The 23,103-nt window shown below is 73.8% G+C and carries 17 protein-coding genes, 1 pseudogene and 1 riboswitch; of the genes and pseudogenes, 11 read left to right on the top strand and 7 right to left on the bottom strand.

Annotated elements, in window-relative coordinates; translation table 11 throughout:
* Positions 1-6: 6 nt before the first annotated feature.
* A complete protein-coding gene (locus KRAD_RS16615; RefSeq protein ID WP_012086807.1) occupies positions 7-807 on the bottom strand; it encodes a DeoR/GlpR family DNA-binding transcription regulator in 801 nt (266 codons plus the stop codon).
* A gap of 276 nt (positions 808-1,083) precedes the next feature.
* Between KRAD_RS16615 and KRAD_RS16620 the strand changes: the two genes are divergently transcribed.
* From KRAD_RS16620 to KRAD_RS16635, 4 genes are read left to right on the top strand one after another with little or no spacing between them, the layout of a single operon-like run.
* Positions 1,084-2,424, top strand: coding sequence for an ABC transporter substrate-binding protein (locus tag KRAD_RS16620; RefSeq protein ID WP_012086808.1), 1,341 nt, complete (start codon positions 1,084-1,086; stop codon positions 2,422-2,424).
* Positions 2,425-2,434: 10 nt separating this feature from the next.
* Complete coding sequence (locus KRAD_RS16625; RefSeq protein ID WP_012086809.1) at positions 2,435-3,400, top strand: carbohydrate ABC transporter permease; 966 nt, start codon at positions 2,435-2,437, stop codon at positions 3,398-3,400.
* Entirely contained in the window at positions 3,397-4,314 is a 918-nt protein-coding gene (locus KRAD_RS16630; protein ID WP_012086810.1) for a carbohydrate ABC transporter permease, read from the top strand. Before KRAD_RS16625 ends, KRAD_RS16630 begins: the two co-directional genes overlap by 4 nt.
* Complete coding sequence (locus tag KRAD_RS16635; RefSeq protein ID WP_012086811.1) at positions 4,311-7,217, top strand: glycoside hydrolase family 2 TIM barrel-domain containing protein; 2,907 nt, start codon at positions 4,311-4,313, stop codon at positions 7,215-7,217. Before KRAD_RS16630 ends, KRAD_RS16635 begins: the two co-directional genes overlap by 4 nt.
* 18 nt (positions 7,218-7,235) lie before the next feature.
* On the opposite strand, the gene KRAD_RS16640 is transcribed toward KRAD_RS16635, so the two are convergent.
* Positions 7,236-8,075 (bottom strand): helix-turn-helix domain-containing protein, encoded by an 840-nt coding sequence (locus KRAD_RS16640; protein WP_157873631.1) that lies wholly within the window; start codon positions 8,073-8,075, stop codon positions 7,236-7,238.
* A gap of 83 nt (positions 8,076-8,158) precedes the next feature.
* Here KRAD_RS16640 and KRAD_RS16645 point away from each other — a divergent pair, with 83 nt between their 5' ends.
* Positions 8,159-9,496, top strand: coding sequence for a glycoside hydrolase family 27 protein (locus tag KRAD_RS16645; protein WP_012086813.1), 1,338 nt, complete (start codon positions 8,159-8,161; stop codon positions 9,494-9,496).
* A gap of 43 nt (positions 9,497-9,539) precedes the next feature.
* Here the strand turns inward: KRAD_RS16645 and KRAD_RS16650 are convergent, their stop codons facing one another.
* The 5 genes from KRAD_RS16650 to KRAD_RS16670 are packed head-to-tail and all read right to left on the bottom strand — an operon-like array spanning position 9,540 to position 15,286.
* Complete coding sequence (locus tag KRAD_RS16650) at positions 9,540-10,742, bottom strand: acyl-CoA dehydrogenase family protein (protein WP_012086814.1); 1,203 nt, start codon at positions 10,740-10,742, stop codon at positions 9,540-9,542.
* Between the two features lie 8 nt (positions 10,743-10,750).
* Positions 10,751-12,133 (bottom strand): LLM class flavin-dependent oxidoreductase, encoded by a 1,383-nt coding sequence (locus KRAD_RS16655; RefSeq protein WP_012086815.1) that lies wholly within the window; start codon positions 12,131-12,133, stop codon positions 10,751-10,753.
* A gap of 14 nt (positions 12,134-12,147) precedes the next feature.
* Positions 12,148-12,966 carry a carbohydrate ABC transporter permease gene (locus tag KRAD_RS16660; RefSeq protein ID WP_012086816.1) on the bottom strand — a complete coding sequence of 273 codons (819 nt, stop codon included), beginning with the start codon at positions 12,964-12,966 and terminating at the stop codon, positions 12,148-12,150.
* A complete protein-coding gene (locus KRAD_RS16665; RefSeq protein WP_012086817.1) occupies positions 12,963-13,913 on the bottom strand; it encodes a carbohydrate ABC transporter permease in 951 nt (316 codons plus the stop codon). The genes KRAD_RS16660 and KRAD_RS16665 overlap by 4 nt, the downstream gene beginning before the upstream one ends.
* Positions 13,910-15,286 (bottom strand): ABC transporter substrate-binding protein, encoded by a 1,377-nt coding sequence (locus tag KRAD_RS16670; RefSeq protein ID WP_012086818.1) that lies wholly within the window; start codon positions 15,284-15,286, stop codon positions 13,910-13,912. Before KRAD_RS16670 ends, KRAD_RS16665 begins: the two co-directional genes overlap by 4 nt.
* Positions 15,287-15,504: 218 nt before the next feature.
* Positions 15,505-15,594, bottom strand: a riboswitch (SAM riboswitch).
* A gap of 1,197 nt (positions 15,595-16,791) precedes the next feature.
* Here KRAD_RS16670 and KRAD_RS16675 point away from each other — a divergent pair.
* From KRAD_RS16675 to KRAD_RS16700, 6 genes and pseudogenes are all read left to right on the top strand, one after another.
* A pseudogene (locus KRAD_RS16675) lies at positions 16,792-18,750 on the top strand (Rne/Rng family ribonuclease); the annotation flags it as partial.
* 475 nt (positions 18,751-19,225) lie between these two features.
* Positions 19,226-19,537, top strand: coding sequence for a 50S ribosomal protein L21 (gene rplU / locus KRAD_RS16680; RefSeq protein ID WP_012086820.1), 312 nt, complete (start codon positions 19,226-19,228; stop codon positions 19,535-19,537).
* 9 nt (positions 19,538-19,546) lie between these two features.
* Positions 19,547-19,804, top strand: a complete 258-nt coding sequence (rpmA, locus tag KRAD_RS16685) for a 50S ribosomal protein L27 (RefSeq protein ID WP_012086821.1) — start codon at positions 19,547-19,549, stop codon at positions 19,802-19,804.
* Between the two features lie 141 nt (positions 19,805-19,945).
* Positions 19,946-21,487 carry a GTPase ObgE gene (obgE, locus tag KRAD_RS16690; RefSeq protein WP_012086822.1) on the top strand — a complete coding sequence of 514 codons (1,542 nt, stop codon included), beginning with the start codon at positions 19,946-19,948 and terminating at the stop codon, positions 21,485-21,487.
* On the top strand, positions 21,484-22,632 hold the full coding sequence (gene proB, locus KRAD_RS16695; protein ID WP_012086823.1) for a glutamate 5-kinase: 1,149 nt from the start codon (positions 21,484-21,486) through the stop codon (positions 22,630-22,632). The genes obgE and proB overlap by 4 nt, the downstream gene beginning before the upstream one ends.
* 63 nt (positions 22,633-22,695) lie before the next feature.
* A complete protein-coding gene (locus tag KRAD_RS16700) occupies positions 22,696-23,061 on the top strand; it encodes a hypothetical protein (RefSeq protein WP_183391749.1) in 366 nt (121 codons plus the stop codon).
* Positions 23,062-23,103 lie beyond the last annotated feature (42 nt).

A 23,103-nucleotide genomic window follows, 5' to 3' on the forward strand; every position in this document is an offset into this window, starting at 1 on the left:
GGCCCGTCAGCGGGTCCCGCCCCCGGTGCCGGGGGCCGGCGCGTCCGGTTCCGCGAGCAGCAGCCGTCCGCGCAGGAGGTTCCGCGCCTCCGGCGGCAACCCCTCGTCGCTCACCACGACGCCCACCTCGTCCCAGCCCGCGACGGACGCCAGCCCCACGACCCCCCACCGCCCGGAGCCGGCCACCACCACCGTGCACGCGGCGGCGGCCACCAGCGCCCGGTCGGTCTCCACCCCGGCCAGGTCCCGGCCCGTGAGGCCCGCCGCGGCCGCGAAGCCGTGGACCGGGAGGAACAGCAGGTCGACGTGGAGGGGGGCCAGGGTGCGTGCGGTCAGCGGCCCGACCAGGGCGCCGGCGGGGTTCAGGGTGCCGCCGGTGAGGACGACGGTGCGGTCGGGGCGGGCCGGGTCGTGCAGGAGCTGCGCGACGGCGGGGGAGTTCGTCACCACGGTCAGGTCGGCGACCGCCCGCACCGCCGCCGCCACCTCCAGGGTCGCGTTCCCGGCGGAGAGGGCGATCGAGGAACCGGGCCGGACGAGCGTCGCCGCGAGGCGTCCCAGCGCCCGTTCCGCGGTCCGGTCCGCCGTCCCGGACGGTGGGGAACCGGACTCGCCACCGGAACCCTCGGGCAGGGCGGCGCCGCCGTGCACGCGGTCGGCCAGGCCCCGCCGGGACAGTTCCCCGATGTCCCGGCGGATGGTGACGTCCGACACCCCGAGTTTCCGGACGAGTTCCGATACCCGGACGCCCCCGTTGCGGCGCAACGACTCCAGGATCAGTTCCTGCCGGTTCCGCGCCAGCACCACCGGTACACCCCCACCCCACGGCGAGCGTGGACCCGTCGACGTCGACCCGTCGAGCATGGGGGTTCCGCGATCCCGGAGTCAACGTCCGGGGCCGGCCCGGCGCGAGGTTTCCAACAGACCCGAACACGAGGAGTTCACGGTTTCGTTGGGTTTCGGGCGATCCGCTTGACACGCCACGGACGCAGGCCCAGTCTTGCCGTGACGTGGTCGCCCGTGCGAACGGCCGGCCGAGAAGTGCGAAGCCGGCCCTCGCCGGACGCCGACGAAGGAGTCGCGATGAACCGCCCCACCACCGAGTCCGAGTACCTCGCCGGCCTCGTGCCCGCGTCCGCCGGCCGCCACGGTTTCAGCCGCCGGTCGATGCTGCGCGGCTCGATGCTCGCCGCCGGGATCCCCGCCCTGCTGGCCGCCTGCGGCGGCGGTGGCGAGACGTCCGGGGGCGGTGGGGGCGGCTCCCAGGTCACCCTCGGCTCGAACTTCTCCGACGAGGTCCCGCTCAAGACGATGAAGGCGATGGTCGAGGACGCCCAGCAGAAGCAGGGCATCTCGATCAAGCTCAACACCGTCGACCACACCACCTTCCAGAACAACATCAACAACTACCTCCAGGGCAGCCCCGACGACGTCTTCTCCTGGTTCGCCGGGTACCGGATGCAGTTCTTCGCCGCCCAGGGCCTCGCCTCCGACATCAGCGACGTGTGGTCCACCGTCGGGGCCAACTACACCGACGCCTTCAAGAAGGCCTCCACGGGCGAGGACGGCAAGCAGTACCTCGTCCCCACCACCTACGGCCCGTGGGCCGTCTTCTACCGCAAGTCCCTCTGGGCCGAGCGCGGCTACCAGGCCCCCACCACCCTCGACGAGATGACCGCCCTCTCCCAGCAGATGCAGGCCGACGGCCTGGTGCCGCTGGCGTTCGCGGACAAGGAGGGGTGGCCGGCCATGGGCACCTTCGACCAGCTCAACATGCGCATCAACGGCTACCAGTTCCACCTCGACCTCATGGCCGGCGAGGAGGCCTGGACCGACCAGAAGGTCAAGACGGTCTTCGACACCTGGCGCGGGCTCCTGCCCTACCACCAGACGGACTCCCTCGGCCGCACCTGGCAGGAGGCCGCGAGCGGCATCGTCAACAAGACGTCCGGGATGATGGTCATCGGCTCCTTCATCGGCCAGCAGTTCGAGGAGGCCGACCAGGAGGACATCGACTTCTTCAACTTCCCCGAGGTCGACCCGGCCATCGGCGCGGACGCGGTCGAGGCCCCCATCGACGGCTTCATGATGTCCAAGCGCCCCCGCAACGAGGAGGGCGCCAGGAAGCTGCTGGAGTACTTCGGGTCCCCCGAGGACGGCGTCGTGCAGACCACCAACGACCCCTCCGGCATCGCGGCGAACTCGAAGTCCGACCAGGGGCACTACACCGAGCTGCAGAAGAAGTGCGCCGAGTTCGTCGCGAACGCGGCCTCGATCTCGCAGTTCATGGACCGCGACACGCGTCCCGACTTCGCCTCGACCGTCATGATCCCCTCGCTGCAAACCTTCATCTCGAACCCCGCCGACATCGACGGTCTCTGCAACGACATCGAGAACCAGAAGAAGAGCATCTTCACCTCCTGAGGAGCGTCCCGTGTCGAGTCCCGACCTGCCGCTCGTCGCCCCGCAGACGGCGCACCCCGCGCCGGCTGCGGGGTCGCACCAGGGCACCGGCAAGAACCAGCGCGTCCGCCGCCTCAGCGGCTACGACCGGGTCGCCGTGATCCTCATGGTGGCGATCCCCACCCTCGTCGTCGTGGGGCTGATCTGGCTGCCGGCCATCGCGTCGGTCCTCCTCTCGTTCACCAGCTGGGACGGGATCGGATCGCTGGCCGACGTGAAGGTCATCGGTGTGGAGAACTACACCAACGTCTTCACCAACTACCCGCCGTTCGGCCCGGCCGTCCGGCACAACCTCATCTGGCTGGTCGTCATGTTCGTGGTGGCGACCCCGCTGGGCATCCTCTTCGCGGTGCTCATCGACAAGGAGCTCAAGGGCAGCCGGTTCTACCAGACGGCCCTGTACCTGCCGGTCGTGCTGTCGCTGGCGCTGGTCGGGTTCATCTGGCAGCTCATGTACTCCCGCGACCAGGGTCTCGTCAACGCGGTCCTCGGCACCCAGGTCGACTTCTACGGCGACCCCCGGTGGAACCTGTGGGCCGCCCTGTTCGCGACCTGCTGGAAGCAGGTCGGGTACGTGATGCTGCTGTACTTGGCCGGCCTCAAGGGCGTCGACGCCTCCCTCAAGGAGGCGGCGCAGATGGACGGCGCCAACCAGGTGCAGACCTTCTTCCGGATCGTCTTCCCGGTCATGCGCCCCATCAACATCATCGTGCTCGTCATCACCGTCATCGAGTCGCTGCGCGCCTTCGACCTCGTCTGGGTGATCAACCAGGGCCGCAACGGCCTGGAGCTGATCGCCACCCTGGTCACGGCGAACATCGTCGGTGAGGCCAGCCGGATCGGCTTCGGCTCCGCACTGGCGACGATCATGCTGGTGATCTCGCTCGTGTTCATCAGCATCTACCTGGCGGTCGTCATGCGGGAGGACGAACGATGAGCTCCACCACGATCCCGGGGGTGCGCCCCCGGTCGGGGGGCGACGTCCCCGCGGTGCCGCACAAGACCCCGCCCGCGCGCGTCGTGCTCTACGTGTTCCTCATCGGGGCGTCGATCCTCTGGCTCTTCCCCCTGCTGTGGGCGGTGTTCAACTCCTTCCGCGACTACGGGTACACCCAGGCCAACGGGTACGCGTCCTTCGGGGGCTTCACCCTGGACAACTACGCGAACGCCTGGCGGCAGGGGAACTTCGGCCGGCACTTCTTCAACTCGGTCATCATCACGGTGCCCTCCGTGGTGCTGGCGCTGCTCCTGGCGTCGATGGTCGCCTTCGTGGTGGCCCGGTTCAACTTCAAGTTCAACCTCGCCCTGCTCGGGCTCTTCACAGCCGCGAACCTGCTGCCGCCGCAGGCCCTGCTGATCCCGCTCTTCCGCCTCTTCAAGGCGATCGAGGTCCCGTTCTGGTTCAGCTACTCGGGGACCCTGCTCGACAGCTACTGGGCGTTGATCATCGTCAACACGGCCTTCCAGACCGGGTTCTGCGCCTTCGTGCTCAGCAACTACATGAAGACGCTGCCCTACGAGCTCTACGAAGCGGCCCAGGTCGACGGCCTGAGCGTCTTCAAGCAGTACTGGAAGATCACCCTGCCGCTGTGCCGGCCCGCCCTGGCCGCTCTCGCGGTGCTCGAGATCACCTGGATCTACAACGAGTTCTTCTGGGCCACGGTCCTGCTGCAGTCGGGGGACAAGTTCCCCATCACCAGCTCGCTGAACAACCTCAAGGGTCAGTTCTTCACCGACTACAACCTGCTGTCGGCCGGTTCGGTCCTCGTGGCCCTGCCGGTGCTCGTCGTGTTCTTCGCGCTGCAGAAGCAGTTCGTCTCCGGTCTGACGCTGGGAGCCACCAAGGGATGAACCACTGGTTCGAGGACTTCACGCCCGGGCGCGGTGCCCTGCCCGCCCGGGCGTGGGTGCGTTCCGACGCGCCCGCGCTGTCGCTGAACGGCGGCTGGCGCTTCCGCTACGCCGAGCGGGCCGACGCACCGGCCGACCTCGCCGACCCGGCGCTGGACGACGGGGGCTGGGGCGAGATCACCGTCCCGGGGCACTGGCAGCTGCAGGGCTGGGGCGTCCCGGCCTACACGAACATCGTCTACCCCTTCCCCGTCGAGCCGCCCTTCGTGCCCGACGAGAACCCCACCGGCGACCACCGCCGCGCGTTCGCGCTGCCCGCGGGGTTCGGGGCGGAGGGGGCCCGCGCCGTGCTGCGCTTCGAGGGGGTCGACTCCGCGTTCACCGCCTGGGTCGACGGCACCGAGGTCGGCCGCTCGGTGGGCAGCCGCCTGCCCGTCGAGTTCGACGTCACCGCCGCCCTGGACCCCGCCCGCGACGAGCACCTGCTGGCCGTCCGGGTGCACCAGTGGTCCGCGGCCAGCTACCTGGAGGACCAGGACATGTGGTGGCTGTCCGGGATCTTCCGCGACGTCACCCTCCTCGCCCGCCCCGCCGACGCCGTCGAGGACGTCTTCGTCCACGCCGGCTACGACCACCGCACCGGGGGCGGGACCCTGCGGGTGGACACCCCCGGCCCCGCCCGGCTGCGCGTCCCCGAGCTCGGGGTGGACGCGGCGACGAACGAGGACGTCCCCCTCCCCGCGGTCGAGCCCTGGTCGGCGGAGGTGCCGCGCCTCTACGACGCCGAGGTGTCCACGGCGGGGGAGCGGGTCCGGCTGCGGATCGGGTTCCGCACCGTGGCCGTCGTCGACGGCGTGTTCACCGTCAACGGCGCCCCGGTGAAGCTGCGCGGGGTCAACCGCCACGAGGTGTCCGCCGACCGCGGCCGCGCCGTCACCGAGGCCGAGATGCTGGCCGACGTGCTGCTGATGAAGCGGCACAACGTCAACGCCGTCCGCACCAGCCACTACCCCCCGCACCCGCGCTTCCTGGAGCTGTGCGACGAGCACGGCCTGTGGGTCGTCGACGAGTGCGACCTGGAGACCCACGGCTTCTGGCTGCTGGACTGGCGGAACAACCCCTCCGACGACCCGCGCTGGCGCGAGGCCTACCTGGACCGGATCCGGCGCACCGTCGAGCGGGACAAGAACCACCCCAGCGTCGTGCTCTGGTCGCTGGGCAACGAGAGCGGCACCGGCCAGAACCTCGCGGCGATGTCGGCGTGGGTCGCGGACCGCGACCCCTCGCGCCTGGTCCACTACGAGCACGACTGGGCCGTCCCGTACGCCGACGTCTACTCCCGCATGTACGCCACCCACGCCGAGGTCGCGGCCATCGCCACCCGGACCGAGGAGGCCCTGCCCGACGCGGCGGCCGACGCGCGGCGGCGGGCCATGCCGTTCGTGCAGTGCGAGTACGCGCACGCCATGGGCAACGGTCCCGGCGGGCTCGCGGAGTACCAGGACCTCTTCGAGAGCTCCGACCGCTGCATGGGCGGCTTCGTCTGGGAGTGGATCGACCACGGCCTGCGCCAGCGGGGACCGGACGGGCGCGAGCGGTTCGCCTACGGCGGCGACTTCCGCGAGCCCCTGCACGACGGGGCCTTCGTCGCCGACGGCCTGGTGTTCCCCGACCGGACCCCCTCCCCGGGCCTGCTCGACTACGCGGCCGTCATCACCCAGGTCAGGCTGCGCCCCGAGGAAACCCCGGCGGGTGGCCGGCTGCGGCTGACCAACCACCACGACGTCGTCGACCTCGACCACGTGCGGCTGCGCTGGAGCGTGGAGGACGACGGGCTCGAGGTCGCCGCCGGCGAGCTCGCGACGCCCGAGCTCGCCCCCCGCGCCTCGACGCTGCTCGAGCTGCCCGAGGAGGTCCCGGCCCTGCCCGCCGCCACGGCGGAACGCTGGTTCACCGTGACCGCGGTGCTGGCCCGCGCCACCAGCTGGGCCGACGCCGGTCACGTCCTGGGGCGCGGGCAGGTGCAGCTGGCCGACGCGCCCGCCCCGGCGCGCAGCCCCGGCCGCGGACCGGCGCGCCGGGGCCCGGACCTGCTGGTGGGTCCCGCGGTCCTCGACGCCCGCACCGGGGCGCTGCACCGGCTGGGGGCGTTCCCGGCGCGGTCCCTGGAGCTGGCCCTGTGGCGGGCCCCCACCGACAACGACCGCGGCGAGCACGGGGAACCGCTGGAACCGGCGTGGCGCGCGCTGGGCCTGCACCGCCTGCGGCACCGGACGGGGTCGGTGGAGGTCTCCGGCTCCGACGTCGTCGTGGCCGGCCGCTCCGCCCCGGCGGGGACGGACACGGGTTTCGCCACCACCTGGCGCTGGAGCGCCGTCGGCGACGGCGCGGTCCGGCTGGAGGTCGACGTGCTCCCGCAGGCGCCGGGGGGCCTGTCCGTCCCGCTCCCGCGCGTCGGGCTCCGCCTGGAGCTGCCCCGGGCGCTGCGCACCCTCACCTGGTTCGGGCGCGGCCCGGGCGAGGCGTACCCCGACACCGGGGCGGCGACGTGGACCAGCCGGTTCTCGCGGTCGGTGGAGGACCTGCAGACCCCCTACGTCCGACCCCAGGAGAACGGCCAGCGCGCCGACGTCCGGTGGGCCGAGCTCACCGCGGACGACGGCTCCGGGCTGCGGCTGGAGGCCGACCCCGCGATCGGGGTCACCGTGCGGCCGTGGAGCACCGAGGCGCTCGACGCCTCGACCCACACCTCGGCGCTGCGCGACGAGGGCCGGGTGTGGCTGCACCTGGACGCCGCCCAGCAGGGGATCGGGACGGCGTCGTGCGGGCCGGGCGCGTTGCCGGCCTACCGGCTGCAGGCGCAGCCGGTGCGCTTCGCCGTCACGTTCGCCGCGCTGGCCTGACCCGGGCGGCGCGGGCCCTCACCGCGCCCCCGCCGGGACCGGGCGGGCGGCGCGGTAGGCGCCGGGGGAGCAGCCGCAGGCCCGCGCGAAGTGCGCGTACAGGCTGCTCCCCGACCCGAACCCGGCGGCGTGGGCGACGGCGGCCGTCGTCATCGACGTGGTGAGCAGCAACCGCTGCGCCTCGGCGATCCGGTGCCGCAGCAGCTGGTCGCCGAGGGTGACCCCGGTGGCGCGGCGGAACAGGGTCGTGGCGTAGTTCGGGTTCAGGTTGGCCGCCCGGGCGATGTCGGCGGCGGAGATGCGGTCGCGGAAGTTCTCCGCGGTGTAGCGGGCCATCAGCGCGACCGGCCGCAGGTCGGGCCGGGGACGGGGGGTCGGTGCCGGACCGCGGTGCCCCAGGATCCTCAGCACCATGGCGTTCGCCTCCAGCAGCATCGCCTCGGTGTCCGGCTCGGCCCCGCGGGGGTGGGCCAGGTCGCGCTGCCAGGTGGTGAACAGCCCCTCCACGTGCGGGCCGATCACCGCGGTGGGCACCACGACGGTGCGCTGCGACATCACCGTCGCCGAGAACGCGGCGGGCAGGGACCACCGCAGGACGACCGCCAGCGGGAGGTGCACCCAGCAGGTGTCGCTGTCCCGCGGCCCGTCCGAGGAGAGCAGCCGGTGCGGCGCCGCGGCCCAGAACACGGCCGTGGACCCCTCCGGCACGCTGACCCGCTCGCCCCCCACCAGGTACTCCAGCGAACCCCGCAGCGCGACGTTGACCTCCAGGTCGTCGTGGCGGTGGAACTCCCGCATGGGCGGCGCCGACCCGCGGTGCACCCAGAGGGCGGGCTCGACGACGGTGAGAGCGTCCACGGGGGTCACGGTAGCTGAGGATCCTGGAACCCCTCACCCGTCGGCCGGAGGACTCCGGGAGGACCCCGCCCTAGGGTCGCCGCATGCCTCCGACGCCGGGCCCCGTGACCACCGCCGCCGGGGGTCCCCCCTCCCGCCCCCCCATGGGGTGGAACAGCTGGGACTGCTACGGCACCACCGTGACCGAGGAGGAGGTGCTCGCCAACGCCCGGTTCGTGGCCGAGCACCTCCTGGAGTTCGGCTGGGACACCGTCGTCGTCGACATCGACTGGTCCGACCCGACGGCGAAGGCCCACGGCTACAACGCGGGCGCCCCGCTGTGCCTGGACGAGCACGGCCGGCTGGTGCCCGACCCGGGCCGGTTCCCGAGCTCGGCGGGCGGGGCGGGGTTCGCCCCGCTCGCCGCGCAGGTCCACGCCCTCGGCCTGAGGTTCGGGATCCACGTCATGCGGGGGATCCCCCGCGCGGCCGTCGCCGCGGACACCCCCGTCCTCGGCGCCGGCGTCGGCGCCGCCGCGCTGGCCGACCGGACCAACGTCTGCGAGTGGAACCCCGACATGCTCGGCCTCGACCACTCCCACCCCGGCGCGCAGGCCTACTACGACTCGACGCTGGCCCTGTACGCGCAGTGGGGCGTGGACTTCCTCAAGGCCGACGACATGCTGTGGCCCTACCAGGCGGCCGACGTCGAGGCGTACGCGCGCGCGATCGCCCGGTCGGGGCGCGAGATCCAGCTCAGCCTGTCACCCGGCCGGGACCTGTCCCTGTCCCGGCTGGCGCACCTGCGCGCGCACGCCACGACGTGGCGGATCTGCGACGACCTGTGGGACCGGTGGGAGGACGTCGAGGCGAACTTCGCCCGGTTCGCCCGCTGGGCCCCGCACGCCGGTCCGCAGGGCTGGCCGGACGGGGACATGCTGCCGCTGGGACGCATCGGCCTGCGCGCCGAGCGGGGCGAACCCCGCCACGACCGGCTGACCCCGGCCGAGCGCCGCACGCTGGTGACGCTGTGGGTCGTGGCCCGCTCGCCGCTGATGATCGGCGGGGACCTGCCCAGCTCCGACCCGGCGACGATCGCGCTGTTCACCAACGCCGACGTGCTCGCGGTGCTGGAGGCCACCGGCAACCGCGAGGTGTTGCGCGAGGGGCCGCTGGTGCTCTGGACCGCGCAGGGGGACGGCGTCGGCTACGTCGCCGCGTTCAACCTGGGGACGGAACCCCTCGCGGTCGCCCTGGACAGCCTCGACGTCGACCTGCCCGCGCGGCTGGGCCGGGTCGAGGAGCTCTGGACCGGGGAGGCGGTCACGACCTCCCCGGTCACCGCCCAGGAGGACGCCACCCGCGGCGTCGCCCCCGGCAGCACCGCGGTCCCGGTGACCATCGAGCCGCACGGTGCGGTCCTGCTGCGCCACACCCCCTGACCGGGGTCGTCCCCTCCGCCGCGGCGGAGGGGACGACGGGCCCTCAGGTGTAGAGGGTGAAGCCCGGGTGGGCACCGGTGAGGAAGTGGTGGCCCACCTCGCGGGCCTTGTACTGCACCGGGTCGTGCAGGGTGTGGGTGCGGACGTTGCGCCAGAACCGGTCGAAGCCGTACCGGTTGCTCGTCGCCCGGGCCCCGGTCACCTCGTAGATCGCCGAGGTCGCCTCGACGGCCAGGTCGGAGGACACGACCTTCAGCGCCGCGATCTCCTCGGCCACCTCGCCGCGTTCGGCCCAGGTGAGGTCCGGCCCGCGCTCGTGGGCCTGCGACAGCGACTCGCCCGCGCTGCGCCCCAGCGCCTCCGCCGCGCGCAGCCGGGCGACGAGACGGCCGTAGGTCGCCAGCACGTACGGGTCCTCGACGGCCTCCCGCACGTCGGAGAGCAGCCACGGCCGTGACGTGGTGCGGGTGTACTCCGCGGCCGTCTCCAGCGCCCCGCGCGTCACGCCGAGGTAGAAGTGCCCGAACGCGGCCTGGATGGCCGGGGTCACCAGCGAGCCGAACGCCCCGCTCTCCGACGCCGAACCGAGGACCGCGTCGGGGGTGATGCGGACGTCGTCGAAGCGGACGGAACCGCTGGCGGACAGCCGCTGCCCGAGGTTGTCCCAGTCGCCGCCCTTGACGAAGCCCGGCGCGTCGCGCGGCACGACGACCAGCAGGTCCTTCCCCGTGTCGTCGGCGACACCGCCGACCACGGTCACGTCCCCGACGCTGGCGCCGGTGGAGAAGCTCTTCGTGCCGCGCAGCAGGTAGCCGTCGCCGTCGCGGACGAGCTGCAGGTCGGGGTCGACGGGGTTCACCGAGTCCCCCCACAGCCACTGCCGCGCCGCGGAGGGGACGCCCCAGCGCCGGCGGCCCGCCTCGTCGGCGACCCAGACGAGGTTGTGGGCGTTGACGTAGTGGTAGGCCAGCAGCTGCGCGATCGACCCGTCGGCGCGCGCGATCTCGCGCACGACGTCGAGGCCCACCGACCACGGCAGGCCGCCGCCCCCGACCTCCCGGGGCAGCAGGACGCCCGGCAGACCGGCCCCGCGCAGCAGCTCGGCCTCGGCGGAGGGTTCGGCGTTCGCGCGGTCGCGCTCCAGGGCGTCCAGCGCGAGGCGGTCCGCGACGCCGCGGGCGGCGTCGAGGACCTGCTCCGCGGTGGTCGCCGTCCCGGCGGTCGTCTCGATCTCGGTGGTGGTCACGGCTCTCCTCACACCCGCTCGCGGTTCAGCTTGTGCGCGGCGGCGGGGTGGTCGTCGCGCACGTGGACCTGGCCCTTGCCGTAGATCGTCTCCCGCAGCGTCTCGCCCTCGTACTCGGTGGGGTAGACCCCGCGGCGCTGCAGCTCGGGGACGACGAACTCGACGATGTCCTCGAAGGTGCCGGGGGTGATGGCGTAGGCGCAGTTGAACCCGTCGACGTCACCGACCTCCATCCACCGCTGCAGCTCGTCGGCCACGGTGGTGGGGGAGCCGACGACCACCGCACCCATCCCGCCGATGCCGACCCAGTTCGCGATGTCGCGCGGGGTCCACTTCCGGTCCGGGTCGGCGGTGGAGAACGCCTCGACGGCGCTGCGCACGGCCTCGGTCTCGGCGTACTCCAGGGGCTCGTCCGGCGGGTAGCTGGAGAGGTCCAGCCCGCTCCAGCCGCCGTAGAGGTTCAGGGCGCCGTCGTAGCTGACGTGCTGCGCGTAGTCCTCGTACTTCGCCCGGGCCTCCTCGTCGGTGGCCGCGGTGATGATCGTGACCAGGGTGAAGACCTTGATGCTGCGCGGGTCGCGGCCGGCCTCGGCGGCCGCGGCGCGCAGCCGGTCCACCCAGGGCCGCATGACCTCCGGGCGGGTGGCGGTGTTGAAGACCGCCTCCCCGTGGCGGGCGGCGAAGGCGATGCCGCGCGGGGAGGCCCCGGCCTGGAAGATGACCGGCGTGCGCTGGGGGGAGGGAGCGGTCAGCCCGATGCCGGGGACGTCGAAGAACCGGCCGTGGTGCTCGATCGGGTGGACCTTCGCCGGGTCGGTGAACACCCCGGCCTCGGCGTCGCGGACGACGGCGTCGTCCTCCCAGGAACCCTCCCACAGCTTGTAGACGACCTCCATGAACTCCTCGCCGAGCTCGTACCGCTCGTCGTGGGAGATCTGCGTCGACAGGCCGAGGTTCCTCGCCGCGGACTCCAGGTAGCTGGTCACGACGTTCCAGCCGACGCGGCCGTTCGTGTAGTGGTCCAGCGTCGCCAGCTTGCGGGCGAAGGAGTAGGGCTGCTCGTAGGTCAGCGACACCGTGACCCCGAACCCGAGGTGCTCGGTCACCGCGCCCATCGCGGACACCGCGAGCAGCGGGTCGCCCACCGGCACCTGCGTCGACTCGCGCAGCGCCGTCTCCGGGCCCCCCTTGTAGACGTCGTAGACCCCGAGGACGTCGGCGATGAACAGCGAGTCGAACCGGCCCCGTTCCAGCAGCTTCGCCAGTCCGGTCCAGTACCGGATGTCGTCGAAGCGGTGCGACTCGTCGTCCGGGTGCCGCCACAAGCCCGGGGACTGGTGGCCGACGCACGTCATGTCGAAGGCGTTGAGGTGGACCCTGCGGTCAGTCACGGAGATCTCCCGAATCACTTGACGGCGCCGGCGGACAGGCCGCCGACCAGCCACTTCTGGGCCACGACCGCGAGCACGTACATCGGGACGATCCCGACGAGCGATGCCGCGGCCTGCTGACCGAACTGCACGGTGCGGTCCCCCTGGAACAGCGACAACCCGACCGGCAGGGTCTGGCTGGAGGTGCTCTGGGAGAACGACACCGCGAAGAGGAACTCGTTGTAGGACAGGAACAGGCAGATCAGCAGCGCGGCGACGAGACCGGGAGCCAGCAGCGGCAGCACCAGGCGGCGCAGGCCCTGGCTCGTCGACAACCCGTCGACCCAGCCGGCCTCCTCGATCTCCAGCGGGATGCGCCGGACGAAGCCGTCCAGCAACCACACCGCCACCGGCACGTTCGCCAGCCCGTTCACCAGGACCAGCCCGAGCGCGGAGTTCGTCAGGTCGGCCTGCTTGAGCAGGTAGTACAGCGGCAGGACCGCGACGATCGGCGGTGCGCAGTAGCTGGCCAGCAGCAGCGTCTGCAGGCGCTCCCCGCGGACCCCCGCGCGGGCGGTCACGTAGGCCGCCGGCACCGCGACGACCGAGGTGAGCAGGGTCGCGCCGATCGCGACGACCCAGGAGTTCACCAGCATCGTCGACAGCGGGACCGTCTCGAAGGCCCTCGCGAAGTTCGACCACACGAACGCGGTGGGCAGCCAGCCGCCGTTGGCGATGTCGTCGACGCTGCGCAGCGACAGCGACGCCATGAACAGCACGGGCAGCAGCGCCACGAACGCGACGAGCGCCAGGACCAGCCGCAGACCGCTGCGGCGCAGCGCCGTCGCGGTCACCGGTCCGCCCGCACGGCGCGTGCCCGCAGCAGCGTGACGACGGTGGTGAGGACGCCGACGACGAGACCGAAGACCAGGGTCTCCGCGGCGGCGGTGCCGATCTCGTAGCTGCCGCGCATGCCCGTCCGGAAGATCTCGAAGCTGCTGACGATGGTGGAGACCCCGGGGCCGCCCTGGGTGACGACCGTCACCAGGTCGAACACCTTCAGCCCGATGACCAGCTCCAGCAGCAGCACGGAGAGGACGTTGGGGGCCACGACCGGCCAGACCACCGAGGTGAACGTGCGCCACGGCCCGGCGCCGTCGAGCGCCGCGGCCTCGCGCAGTTCCTCGGGGACCCCGAGCAGGGCCGCGAACACCAGCAGCGTCACCAGCGGGGTCCACTGCCAGACGTGCATGACGACGAGCGCGCTGAACGCGCCCACGCCGTCGCCCAGCGGGTTCGCCCCCGGGAACCCGATCGCGGAGAACAACCCCCCGAACGCCCCGCCCACGGGGGCGAGCATGAGCTTCCACGCCACCCCGACCATGACCGGCGGGGTGACCAGCGGCAGCAGCAGGATCGTCCCGACGACGCCGAAGCGGGTGCCGCGGGCGTGCAGCAGCAGGGCGAGGACCACGCCCAGCGCCGTCGCCGCCAGGGCCGCGACCACCGCGAACACCACCGAGCGGAGCAGGGAGCCGGCGAAGGCCAGCGACTCCCAGGCTTCGACGAAGTTGTCGGTCCCGGTGAACCGCTGCAGCGGCCGGGCCAGGGAGGACTTCGTGAACGCCAGCGCCACGACGAACACCGTCGGGTAGACGAGCATCAGCGCGAGCCCGGCCAGGCTCGGCGCGGCCAGCCACGTCGAGACGTGCCCGGGGCGGTGCCGGCCGGGCACGCCCCGGCGGGGACCGCCGCCGCGCTGGCGGGGCAGCGTCCCCCGGTCGTCGAGGACCTGGGTCATCCGAGTTCCGCCTCCCAGCTCTCCGCCGCCTTGTCGAGCGCGGCCTGCGGGTCCTCGCTGCCCTGGATGGCCAGGGCGAGCTGGTCGACGAGGTCCTGCAGCGCCTTCGGCGCCCCGGCCTGGCTGGGCCACGCCAGCGGGTCGCCCTCCAGCCCCTCGCGGATGACGTCGGTGGCCTTCCCGGCGGCGGCGGCGTACTCCGCGGAGGCGAGGACGCTGGTGCGCGCGGGGTCGATGCCGGAGCCGGCGGTGGAGGCCAGCAGGAAGTTGCGGTCCTTGTCGGTGGCCCACTTCACGAAGGCCGCGGCCTTGTCCTGCTGCGCCGACGCGCTCGAGACGCCGAGGCCGAAGCCGGCGTCCAGGGCGCTGCGCGGGGTGGTGTTCGACCCGCCGACGGGGAGGGTGACGACACCCCACTTGTCGACGATCTTCGAGCTCGACGGGTCCTGCGCCTTCAGGCCGAGGTCGGTCCAGGTGTCCAGCATCGCGCCCTGCCCGGAGAGGAAGGCCGAGTTGGCCTGGTCGAAGCCGGTCTGCAGCGGCGTCGGCAGGGCGTGCGGGGAGACGTCGACGAGGTGCTGCAGGGCGGCCAGGCCCTCCGCGCCGGCGAAGGCGGGCCGGCCGTCGGCGTCGACGAGGGTGCCGCCGTAGCCGGCGAGGCGGTTGATGAAGGAGCAGCCGAGGATCATGGGGACCTGCTGGCCCTCGACGATGGCGCCGTAGACGCTGCCGCCGGAGTCCTGGGTGATCTTCGCGGCGGCGGCGTCGTACTCGTCCCACGTCGTCGGGGGCTGCACGCCGTACCGGTCGAAGACCTCGGCGTTGTAGTAGAGGACGTGGGTGTCGCCGTCGAAGGGCAGGCCGTAGCGCTTGCCGTCGAGCAGCGTGTAGGGGTCGTAGATCGAGGGCAGGAAGTCGTCGGTGGCGATGTCGGGGTTGGCGCCGATCCAGTCGGTCAGGTCGATCAGCGCGTCGGCGTTCACCAGCTCGCCCAGGCCGAAGTAGAAGTAGTCGAAGACGTCGAACTCGCCGTCGCCGCCCTGCACGTCCAGGATCTGCTTGCTCGTCAGCTGGTCGTAGGGGATCGCGGTGACCTCGAGCTTCCCGCCGAACTCCGCCTCGAACCTCGGCCCCAGCAGGTCGGTGAAGGCCAGCACGTGCGGCTGGTTGACCATCAGCTTGATCGTCGCGCCCTGCAGGTCGACGGCGGCGTCGGCGGCGAGGCCGGCGGTCGTCCCCCCGTCGCCGCAGGCGCCCAGGCCGCCGGTGGCGGCGAGGGCGCCGACCCCCAGGGCGGAGGACAGGACCCGCCGGCGGGTCGCGGTCGGGCGGGCGTTCGCGGCGGGCAGGGGGGTGCGACGGGGCGCGGACATGGGTGTGCTCCGGGGGGTAGGCGGACGTCGGGGGTCCGTCGGGGTGCGCTGAGCGCGGGGGAGGGGTGGTGAGGGGTGCGGCGCGGACGGTCTCAGACCGTGCGCGGCACCCCGCGGCGCACCGGTGCGCGGTCACCGCACCGCGCGGAGGCGGTGCGGGCGAGGTCGACGTGGCGGCGCCGGGTGAGCGGGAGCGGGGTAGGGCTGTGCACTGCGTTCCTCCATCGCCCCTGGCGGGAGCACCTGCCGCTGCGCGGTGGTTGCTGTGGCGTCGTCGAGCCAGGTCTCTCGGCCACTCTGGATGGTGTTGCCGGGAGCGTAGCGGACGCCCCGCTCCGGCCGCGACCTCCTCGGGGCGTCGGCGTCCCGGTGCGCCGGGACGGGCGGAGCGGGCTGTGCCACACTGTCAGTGGTCGAGCGTTCCCCACACCGGGCGCCCGGCCCGCCGTCGAGACCGCCGCCCTGCGCGCGGGTCCCGGGCAGCGCCGCGGTCCAGTGGAAGGACCTCGCAGGCGCCCCGGCCCACGCGCTGGACGTCGACCGCCGGCGGCACGAGCGGAGGCCCGCGACGAGCGCGGGCACGCTGGTGCACCGAGGACTTCCGTCGGGTGCGGGACGACCCACCCGGCGATTCCGACCAGGACGCTCGCGCGACCGTGGGTTCACCGGTGGAGCGGTCGTCGCGGGCGAGCGGAGCACCCGTGACGACCACACCCGAAGAGAACGCCGCCCCCACCGCCGAGGGCGCAGCCACCGCGCGCCCCCGTCGACGCCGCGCCGCCAGCCGCCCCGCCGGTCCACCGGCCCGCGTCCAGCCGGAGAGCGCGCCGGCCGAGCCCGCCGCGCCGGCGGCGTCGGAGTCGACGCCCGCCGTGGAGCCCGCCGCCGAGCCGGTGGTCGAGGCCCCCGCCGTCGAGGCCCCCGCCGTCGAGGCCCCCGCGGCTGAGACCCCTGCGGCCGAGGTCCCCGTCGTCGAGACCCCCGCGGTCGAGGCTCCCGTCGAGGCGGTCGCCGCGGCCGAACCCGCCCCGCGTCGCCGGACCCGCCGGGCGACCCGCAAGGTCGCCGCCCCGGCGGAGACCGTGGTCGAGCCCGCGGCCGTGGCCGCCCCGGCCGAGGTCCCGTCGGAGCCCGCGCCCGCACCCGAGACCGCCGCCGAGCCGGTCGCCGAGGCCCCCGAGGCCCCGGCCGCGCCCGCCCGTCGTCGCCGGAGCCGCAAGGCGGTCGCGCCCGCCCCCCTCGCCGAGGCCCCCGCCGTCGAGGCCCCCGCCGTCCCGGAGGTCGAGGCGCCCCGGACCGAGGTCGTCGCCGTCGCCGAGGACGCCCCGGTGGAGGAGACCCCCGTCGAGACCCCTGTCGCGGCCGCCGTCGAGGCGCCGGCCGCGCCGGCTCCCGTCGCGGCGACCGCCCCCGCCGCGCCCGCCGAGCAGCCCGACCTCATGGACGACCCCGTCCTCCTGCGCGCCGCCGGGTTCGCCCAGGGCCGCCGCGCGCCCTCCGAGGGCGAGCGCGCCGCCGACGCGGCCGCCCGGGCGACCGCGCTGTTCTTCCAGGCCCCCGTCGACGAGGCGCCCACCCGCCGCAGCCGCCGGGCGTCCGCCCCCGCGGGCCCGCCGCCCGTCAGCGACCGGGAGGCCCCCGCCCTCGACGAGGACGACGACCTCCTCCTCGACGACCTCCTCCCCGGAGCGGACGACGAGGCCGGTGAGGACGCCCCCGAGCTCGACGGCGACGCGCCCGGCTCGGCCGAGGACGGCGACGAGGAGCAGGACGAGGACGGCGGCGCCCCGCGCCGACGCCGTCGCCGCGGTGGCCGCGGCCGCCGCAGCCGCACCCGCGAGGACGGCGAGGCCGACACCGACGAGGAGCCCACCGAGGCCGGCGAGGTCGGCGAGGCCCGTGACGGGTCCGACGACGAGGAGCCCGAGGCCGGCGCGTCCGCCTCCGACGACGAGGACGAGGACGGGGAGGAGCCCAGCGGCTCCTCGCGCCGCCGTCGCCGCCGTCGTCGGCGCAGCGGGGCCGGGGAGACCGAGGACGGCTCGCCCGACGACCCGCCCAACACCGTCACCCGGGTCCGCGAGCCGCGTCGCCCGCGCACCGGCGCGGCGACGACGGGCGGCACCGGCGAGGACGAGATCACCGCGCTCAAGGGCTCCACGCGCCTGGAGGCCAAGAAGCAGCGCCGCCGCGAGGGCCGCGAGCAGGGGCGCAAGCGGGCCATCCTCACCGAGGCCGAGTTCCTCGCCCGCCGCGAGGCCGTCGAGCGCGTCATGGTCGTGCGCCAGCAGGCCGACAAGACGCAGATCGGTGTCCTCGAGGACGGGATCCTCGTCGAGCACTACGGGGCGAAGCTCGCCCAGACGACGATGGTCGGCAACGTCTACCTCGGCCGGGTGCAGAACGTGCTGCCCAGCATGGAGGCCGCCTTCATCGACGTCGGCAAGGGCCGCAACGCCGTCCTGTACGCCGGCGAGGTGAACTGGGACGCCGCGGGCCTGGAGGGCCAGCCCCGCCGCATCGAGGCCGCGCTGAAGTCCGGCGACCCCGTCCTCGTCCAGGTCACCAAGGACCCCGTCGGCCACAAGGGCGCGCGGCTCACCAGCCAGGTCTCCCTGCCCGGCCGCTACCTGGTCTACGTCCCGCGCGGGTCGATGACCGGCATCTCCCGCAAGCTGCCCGACACCGAGCGCGCGCGGCTGAAGAAGGTCCTCAAGCAGGTCGTGCCCGAGGGGGCGGGCGTCATCGTGCGCACCGCCGCCGAGGGGGTCGCCGAGGAGGAGCTGGCCGCGGACGTGCAGCGCCTGCAGGCGACGTGGGAGGCCATCCAGGCCAAGGCGTCGAGCAAGAACGCGCCCGTCCTGCTGCACGGGGAGCCGGACCTGACCGTCCGGGTCGTGCGCGACGTCTTCAACGAGGACTTCACCAAGCTCGTCATCTCCGGCGACGAGGCCTGGGAGACCGTGCGCGGTTACGTCGACGACGTCGCCCCCGACCTCGCCGAGCGCCTCGAGCGCTGGGACGGCGGGGCGGGCGGCGCCGAGGACGTCTTCGCCCACCACCGCATCGACGAGCAGCTGCAGAAGGCCCTCGGCCGCAAGGTCTGGCTGCCCTCGGGCGGTTCGCTGGTCATCGACCCGACCGAGGCCATGCACGTGGTCGACGTCAACACCGGCAAGTTCACCGGTGCCGGCGGCACGCTGGAGGAGACCGTCACCCGCAACAACCTCGAGGCGGCGGAGGAGATCGTCCGCCAGCTGAGGTTGCGCGACATCGGCGGGATCATCGTCATCGACTTCATCGACATGGTGCTGGAGTCCAACCGGGACCTGGTGCTGCGCCGCCTCGTCGAGTGCCTGGGCCGCGACCGCACCAAGCACCAGGTGGCCGAGGTGACCTCCCTGGGCCTGGTGCAGATGACCCGCAAGCGCACCGGCCAGGGCCTGGCGGCCGTGCTCGACGAGCTGGACGCGGCCGCCGACGCCAACCCCGCCCCGCAGCCCGCGCCCGGCGGGTCCTCCAGCGGCCCCGCCGCGTCCGGCGGCTCCACCGGCGGGAACGGGGCGGGCGGGAAGTCCCGCGCGCGCCGCGGCCGCGGGCGGGACAAGGGCGGCGAGGGCGAGGCGGACACCGCCCGGTCCTCCGACGCCCAGCCGGGCGAGGGGGTCGCCGAGGCCGGCGGGGAGCCCCCGCGCGAGCCGGGGAAGGACTCCGCCGTCCTGGCCGCCATCGCGGCGGTGGCGGCGGCGGCGCGCAGCAAGGAGCGCGAGGAGTCCTCGAGCCCCGCGCCGGTGCAGGACTGAGGTCCGGCCCGCCGTTTTGACCCCCGGGGTGGCGTTCCGTACGCTTGACCCTTGGTGCGCCTCCGTGCGCGAGCCCCAGACCGCTCCGCGGCCTGGTGGCGTTCCAGTAGTTCGTGACGAGAGAAACGGGTTCGTTGTGGTGTACGCCATCGTCCGCGCCGGCGGCCGGCAGGAGAAGGTTGCGGTCGGCGACGTGCTGACCATCGACCGTGTCCCCGTGGCCAGCGGGGAGACGCTGCAGCTGCAGCCCCTTCTCCTCGTCGACGGCGAGACCGTCACTCACGACGCTTCGGCGCTCGCGGGTGTCAAGGTCGTCGCCGAGGTGGTCGAGGAGGCCAAGGGCCCCAAGATCACCATCCTGAAGTACAAGAACAAGACCGGGTACCGCAAGCGTCAGGGCCACCGCCAGCCGCTGACCCGCGTCAAGATCACCAGCATCGGGGAGTGACGTCACCTCATGGCACACAAGAAGGGCGCGAGCTCCTCGCGCAACGGTCGTGACTCCAACGCCCAGCGCCTCGGCGTGAAGCGCTTCGGTGGTCAGGTCGTCCTGGCGGGCGAGATCATCGTCCGCCAGCGCGGCACCCACTTCCACCCCGGCGCCGGTGTGGGCCGTGGCGGCGACGACACGCTGTTCGCCCTGGTCCCGGGGGCCGTCGAGTTCGGCACCCGTCGCGGCCGCAAGGTCATCAACATCGTCGCAGCCGGCGAGTGACGACGAACCAGTCGTGAACGCGAGGGGGCGGACCGGAACGATCCGGTCCGCCCCCTCGTGCGTCACGGCCTCTCCCTGCAATCGGTGATCTTGCTGGGACTACCTGCAGGATCACCGCACACGGACGAGAGGTACCAACAGATGTCCACCCACTTCGTGGACCGGGTCGTCGTGCACGCCTCCGGTGGTGACGGCGGCAACGGGTGCGCCTCGGTGCACCGCGAGAAGTTCAAGCCCCTCGGCGGCCCCGACGGCGGCAACGGCGGCAAGGGCGGGGACGTGATCCTCGAGGTCGACCCCCAGGTGACCACCCTGCTCGACCTGCAGCGCCGCCCCCACCGCAGCGCGCCCGACGGCCGGTTCGGCATGGGCAGCCACCGCAACGGCGCCGACGGCGACGACCTCGTCATCGGCGTCCCGGACGGCACCATCGTCCGCTCCGCGAGCGGGGAGCTGCTGGCCGACCTCGTCGGGCCCGGCACCCGCTACGTGGCCGCCCCGGGCGGGCGCGGCGGGCTCGGCAACGCCGCCCTGGCCTCGGCCAAGCGCAAGGCCCCCGGGTTCGCGCTCCTCGGCGAGCCGGGCGAGGTCCTCGACCTCCACCTGGAGGTCAAGACCCTCGCCGACGTGGCCCTGGTCGGGTTCCCCAGCGCCGGGAAGTCGAGCCTGGTCGCCGCGCTGTCCGCGGCCCGGCCCAAGATCGCCGACTACCCCTTCACCACCCTCGTCCCCAACCTCGGCGTCGTCGAGGCCGGCTCCACCCGCTACACCGTCGCCGACGTCCCCGGTCTCATCCCCGGCGCCAGCGAGGGCCGCGGTCTCGGGCTGGACTTCCTGCGCCACGTCGAGCGCTGCGTGGCCCTCGTCCACGTCCTGGACGGGGCGAACCTCGAGACCGACCGCGACCCGGTGAGCGACCTCGAGGCCATCGAGAAGGAGCTCGCCGCCTACCGCGTCGACGACGGGGCCGTGCCGCTGCAGGACCGTCCCCGGATCATCGTCATCAACAAGGCCGACGTGCCCGACGCCCGGGACATGGCCGAGATCGTCCGCGCGGACCTCGAGGAGCAGGGAGCGCCGGTCTTCGTCGTCTCCGCCGTGGCGCACACCGGGCTGCGCGAGCTGTCCTTCGCGATGGCCGAGCTCGTCTCCGCCGCCCGCGCGGCGGAGCCCGAGGCCGTCCCGACCCGCATCGTGCTCTCCCCGCGGGCCGTCGACGACCAGGGTTTCAAGGTCACGCGCGAGGAGTACGGCGACCAGGAGAACCGCCAGGTGCGCTTCCGCGTGCGCGGCGAGAAGCCCCGCCGCTGGGTCCGCCAGACCGACTTCACCAACGACGAGGCCGTGGGCTACCTCGCCGACCGGCTCGCCCGGCTCGGGGTCGAGGACGAGCTGTTCAAGGCCGGTGCGACGCCGGGGGCCGAGGTCGTCATCGGCGACGACGCCAACGCCGTCGTCTTCGACTGGGAGCCGACGATGCACGCCGGGGCCGAGGTCCTCGGCCAGCGCGGCAGCGACCTCCGCCTGGAGGACCACTCCCGCCCCACCCGCGACGAGAAGCGCCTGCAGGAGCGGGAACGCCGGGCCGCGAAGGTCACCGCGCGCGACGAGCTCGAAGCCGAACGCCGCGCCGGGCACTGGACGGCCGCCGACGAGGCGGACGAGGAGCTCTCGCAGCGGTGAGCACCCCGTCCACGGTCACCCGGCGCGAGGACCTCGCGCGGGCCGGTCGCGTCGTGGTCAAGGTCGGTTCGTCGTCGCTGACGACGGCCGTCGGCGGCCTCGACGCGGCCCGGCTGGGTGCCCTCGTGGACGTGCTCGCCGCGCGGCGGGCCGGGGGAGGGGAGGTCGTCCTCGTCTCCTCCGGCGCGATCGCGGCCGGGCTGGCCCCGCTGGGCCTGCGCAAGCGCCCACGCGACCTCGCCAGCCAGCAGGCCGCGGCCAGCGTCGGCCAGGGTCTGCTGCTGGCCGAGTACGCCCGCGCCTTCGCCCGGGCGGGGCTGACCGTCGGGCAGGTCCTCCTCACCGCCGAGGACGTCGTGCGGCGCACCCACTACGGCAACGCCCAGCGCACGCTGGAGCGGCTGCTGAGCCTGGGGGTCGTCCCGGTCGTCAACGAGAACGACACCGTGGCCACCCACGAGATCCGCTTCGGGGACAACGACCGGCTGGCGGCGCTGGTGGCCCACCTGGTGCGGGCCGACGCGCTCGTCCTGCTCTCCGACGTCGACGCCCTCTACGACGCCCCGCCCTCGACCCCGGGGGCGAGCCGGCTGGCCACGGTGCGCGGCCCGGAGGACCTCGGCGGGGTGACGGTGGGCTCCGCCGGAGCGGCCGGGGTCGGCACGGGGGGCATGGCCACCAAGGTCGAGGCCGCCGGGATCGCGGTGGCGGCGGGGGTGCCGGCGCTGGTGACCTCCGCGGCGCTGGCCGGTGACGCGCTGGCCGGGGCCGACGTCGGGACCTGGTTCCCGGTGACCGCCACCGGCCGGGCCCGGCGCAGCACCCGTCAGCTGTGGCTCGCGCACGCCGCGGCGCCCGCGGGCCGCCTCGTCCTGGACGAGGGGGCGGTGCGCGCGGTCCGGCAGGCCCGGTCCTCGCTGCTGCCGGCGGGGGTGGTGGGGTTGTCCGGGCGCTTCCGCGCCGGGGATCCGGTGGACCTCGTCGACGGAAACGGTCACGCGCTGGCCCGGGGACTGGTGAACTACTCCTCGGAGGAACTTCCGGACCTGCTCGGCCGGTCGACGCGCGAGCTCGCCCGGCAGTGGGGTCCGGCCTACGAGCGCGAGGTGGTCCACCGCGACCACCTGGTGCTCCTGGGACGCTGACCGCGTCCCACGGTGCGAACGCGGGGAGCCCGAGTGGTGCAGACGCCGATGCCCTTGTGGTCGGTGACGTTGACCGTGGCCGGGGCCGAGACCGACCCGGGCTGCCTGCGGGCCGCGCTGGACCGGTTGCTGGCCGAGCGCCCGTTCCTGTCCAGCGTGCGCTACAGCGCGACGCGGGTGGAGCTGCGCTACTGGGACGAGGCCCGCGACGTCGACGACGCCGCCGCGATGGCGCTGCGCCTGTGGCCGGAGCACCGCTCCAGCGCCGGGCTGCCGCCGTGGTCGGTCGTGGGCGTGGAGGTCGTCGACCGCGCGACCGTGGAGCACCGGGTCGACCAGCAGGCGCAGCGCCGCCGGCGCGGGGCCGGGGGCCCTCCCGTCCGCCGCGCCCGCGCCCTCGACCTCATCGGCGACATCGCCCCCTGGTGACGGCGGGAAATTTCGTTCAACGATCCGGGGTGGACGGGTAGG

It is taken from the genome of Kineococcus radiotolerans SRS30216 = ATCC BAA-149, from assembly GCF_000017305.1.
GTDB classification, from domain to species: Bacteria; Actinomycetota; Actinomycetes; order Actinomycetales; family Kineococcaceae; genus Kineococcus; species Kineococcus radiotolerans.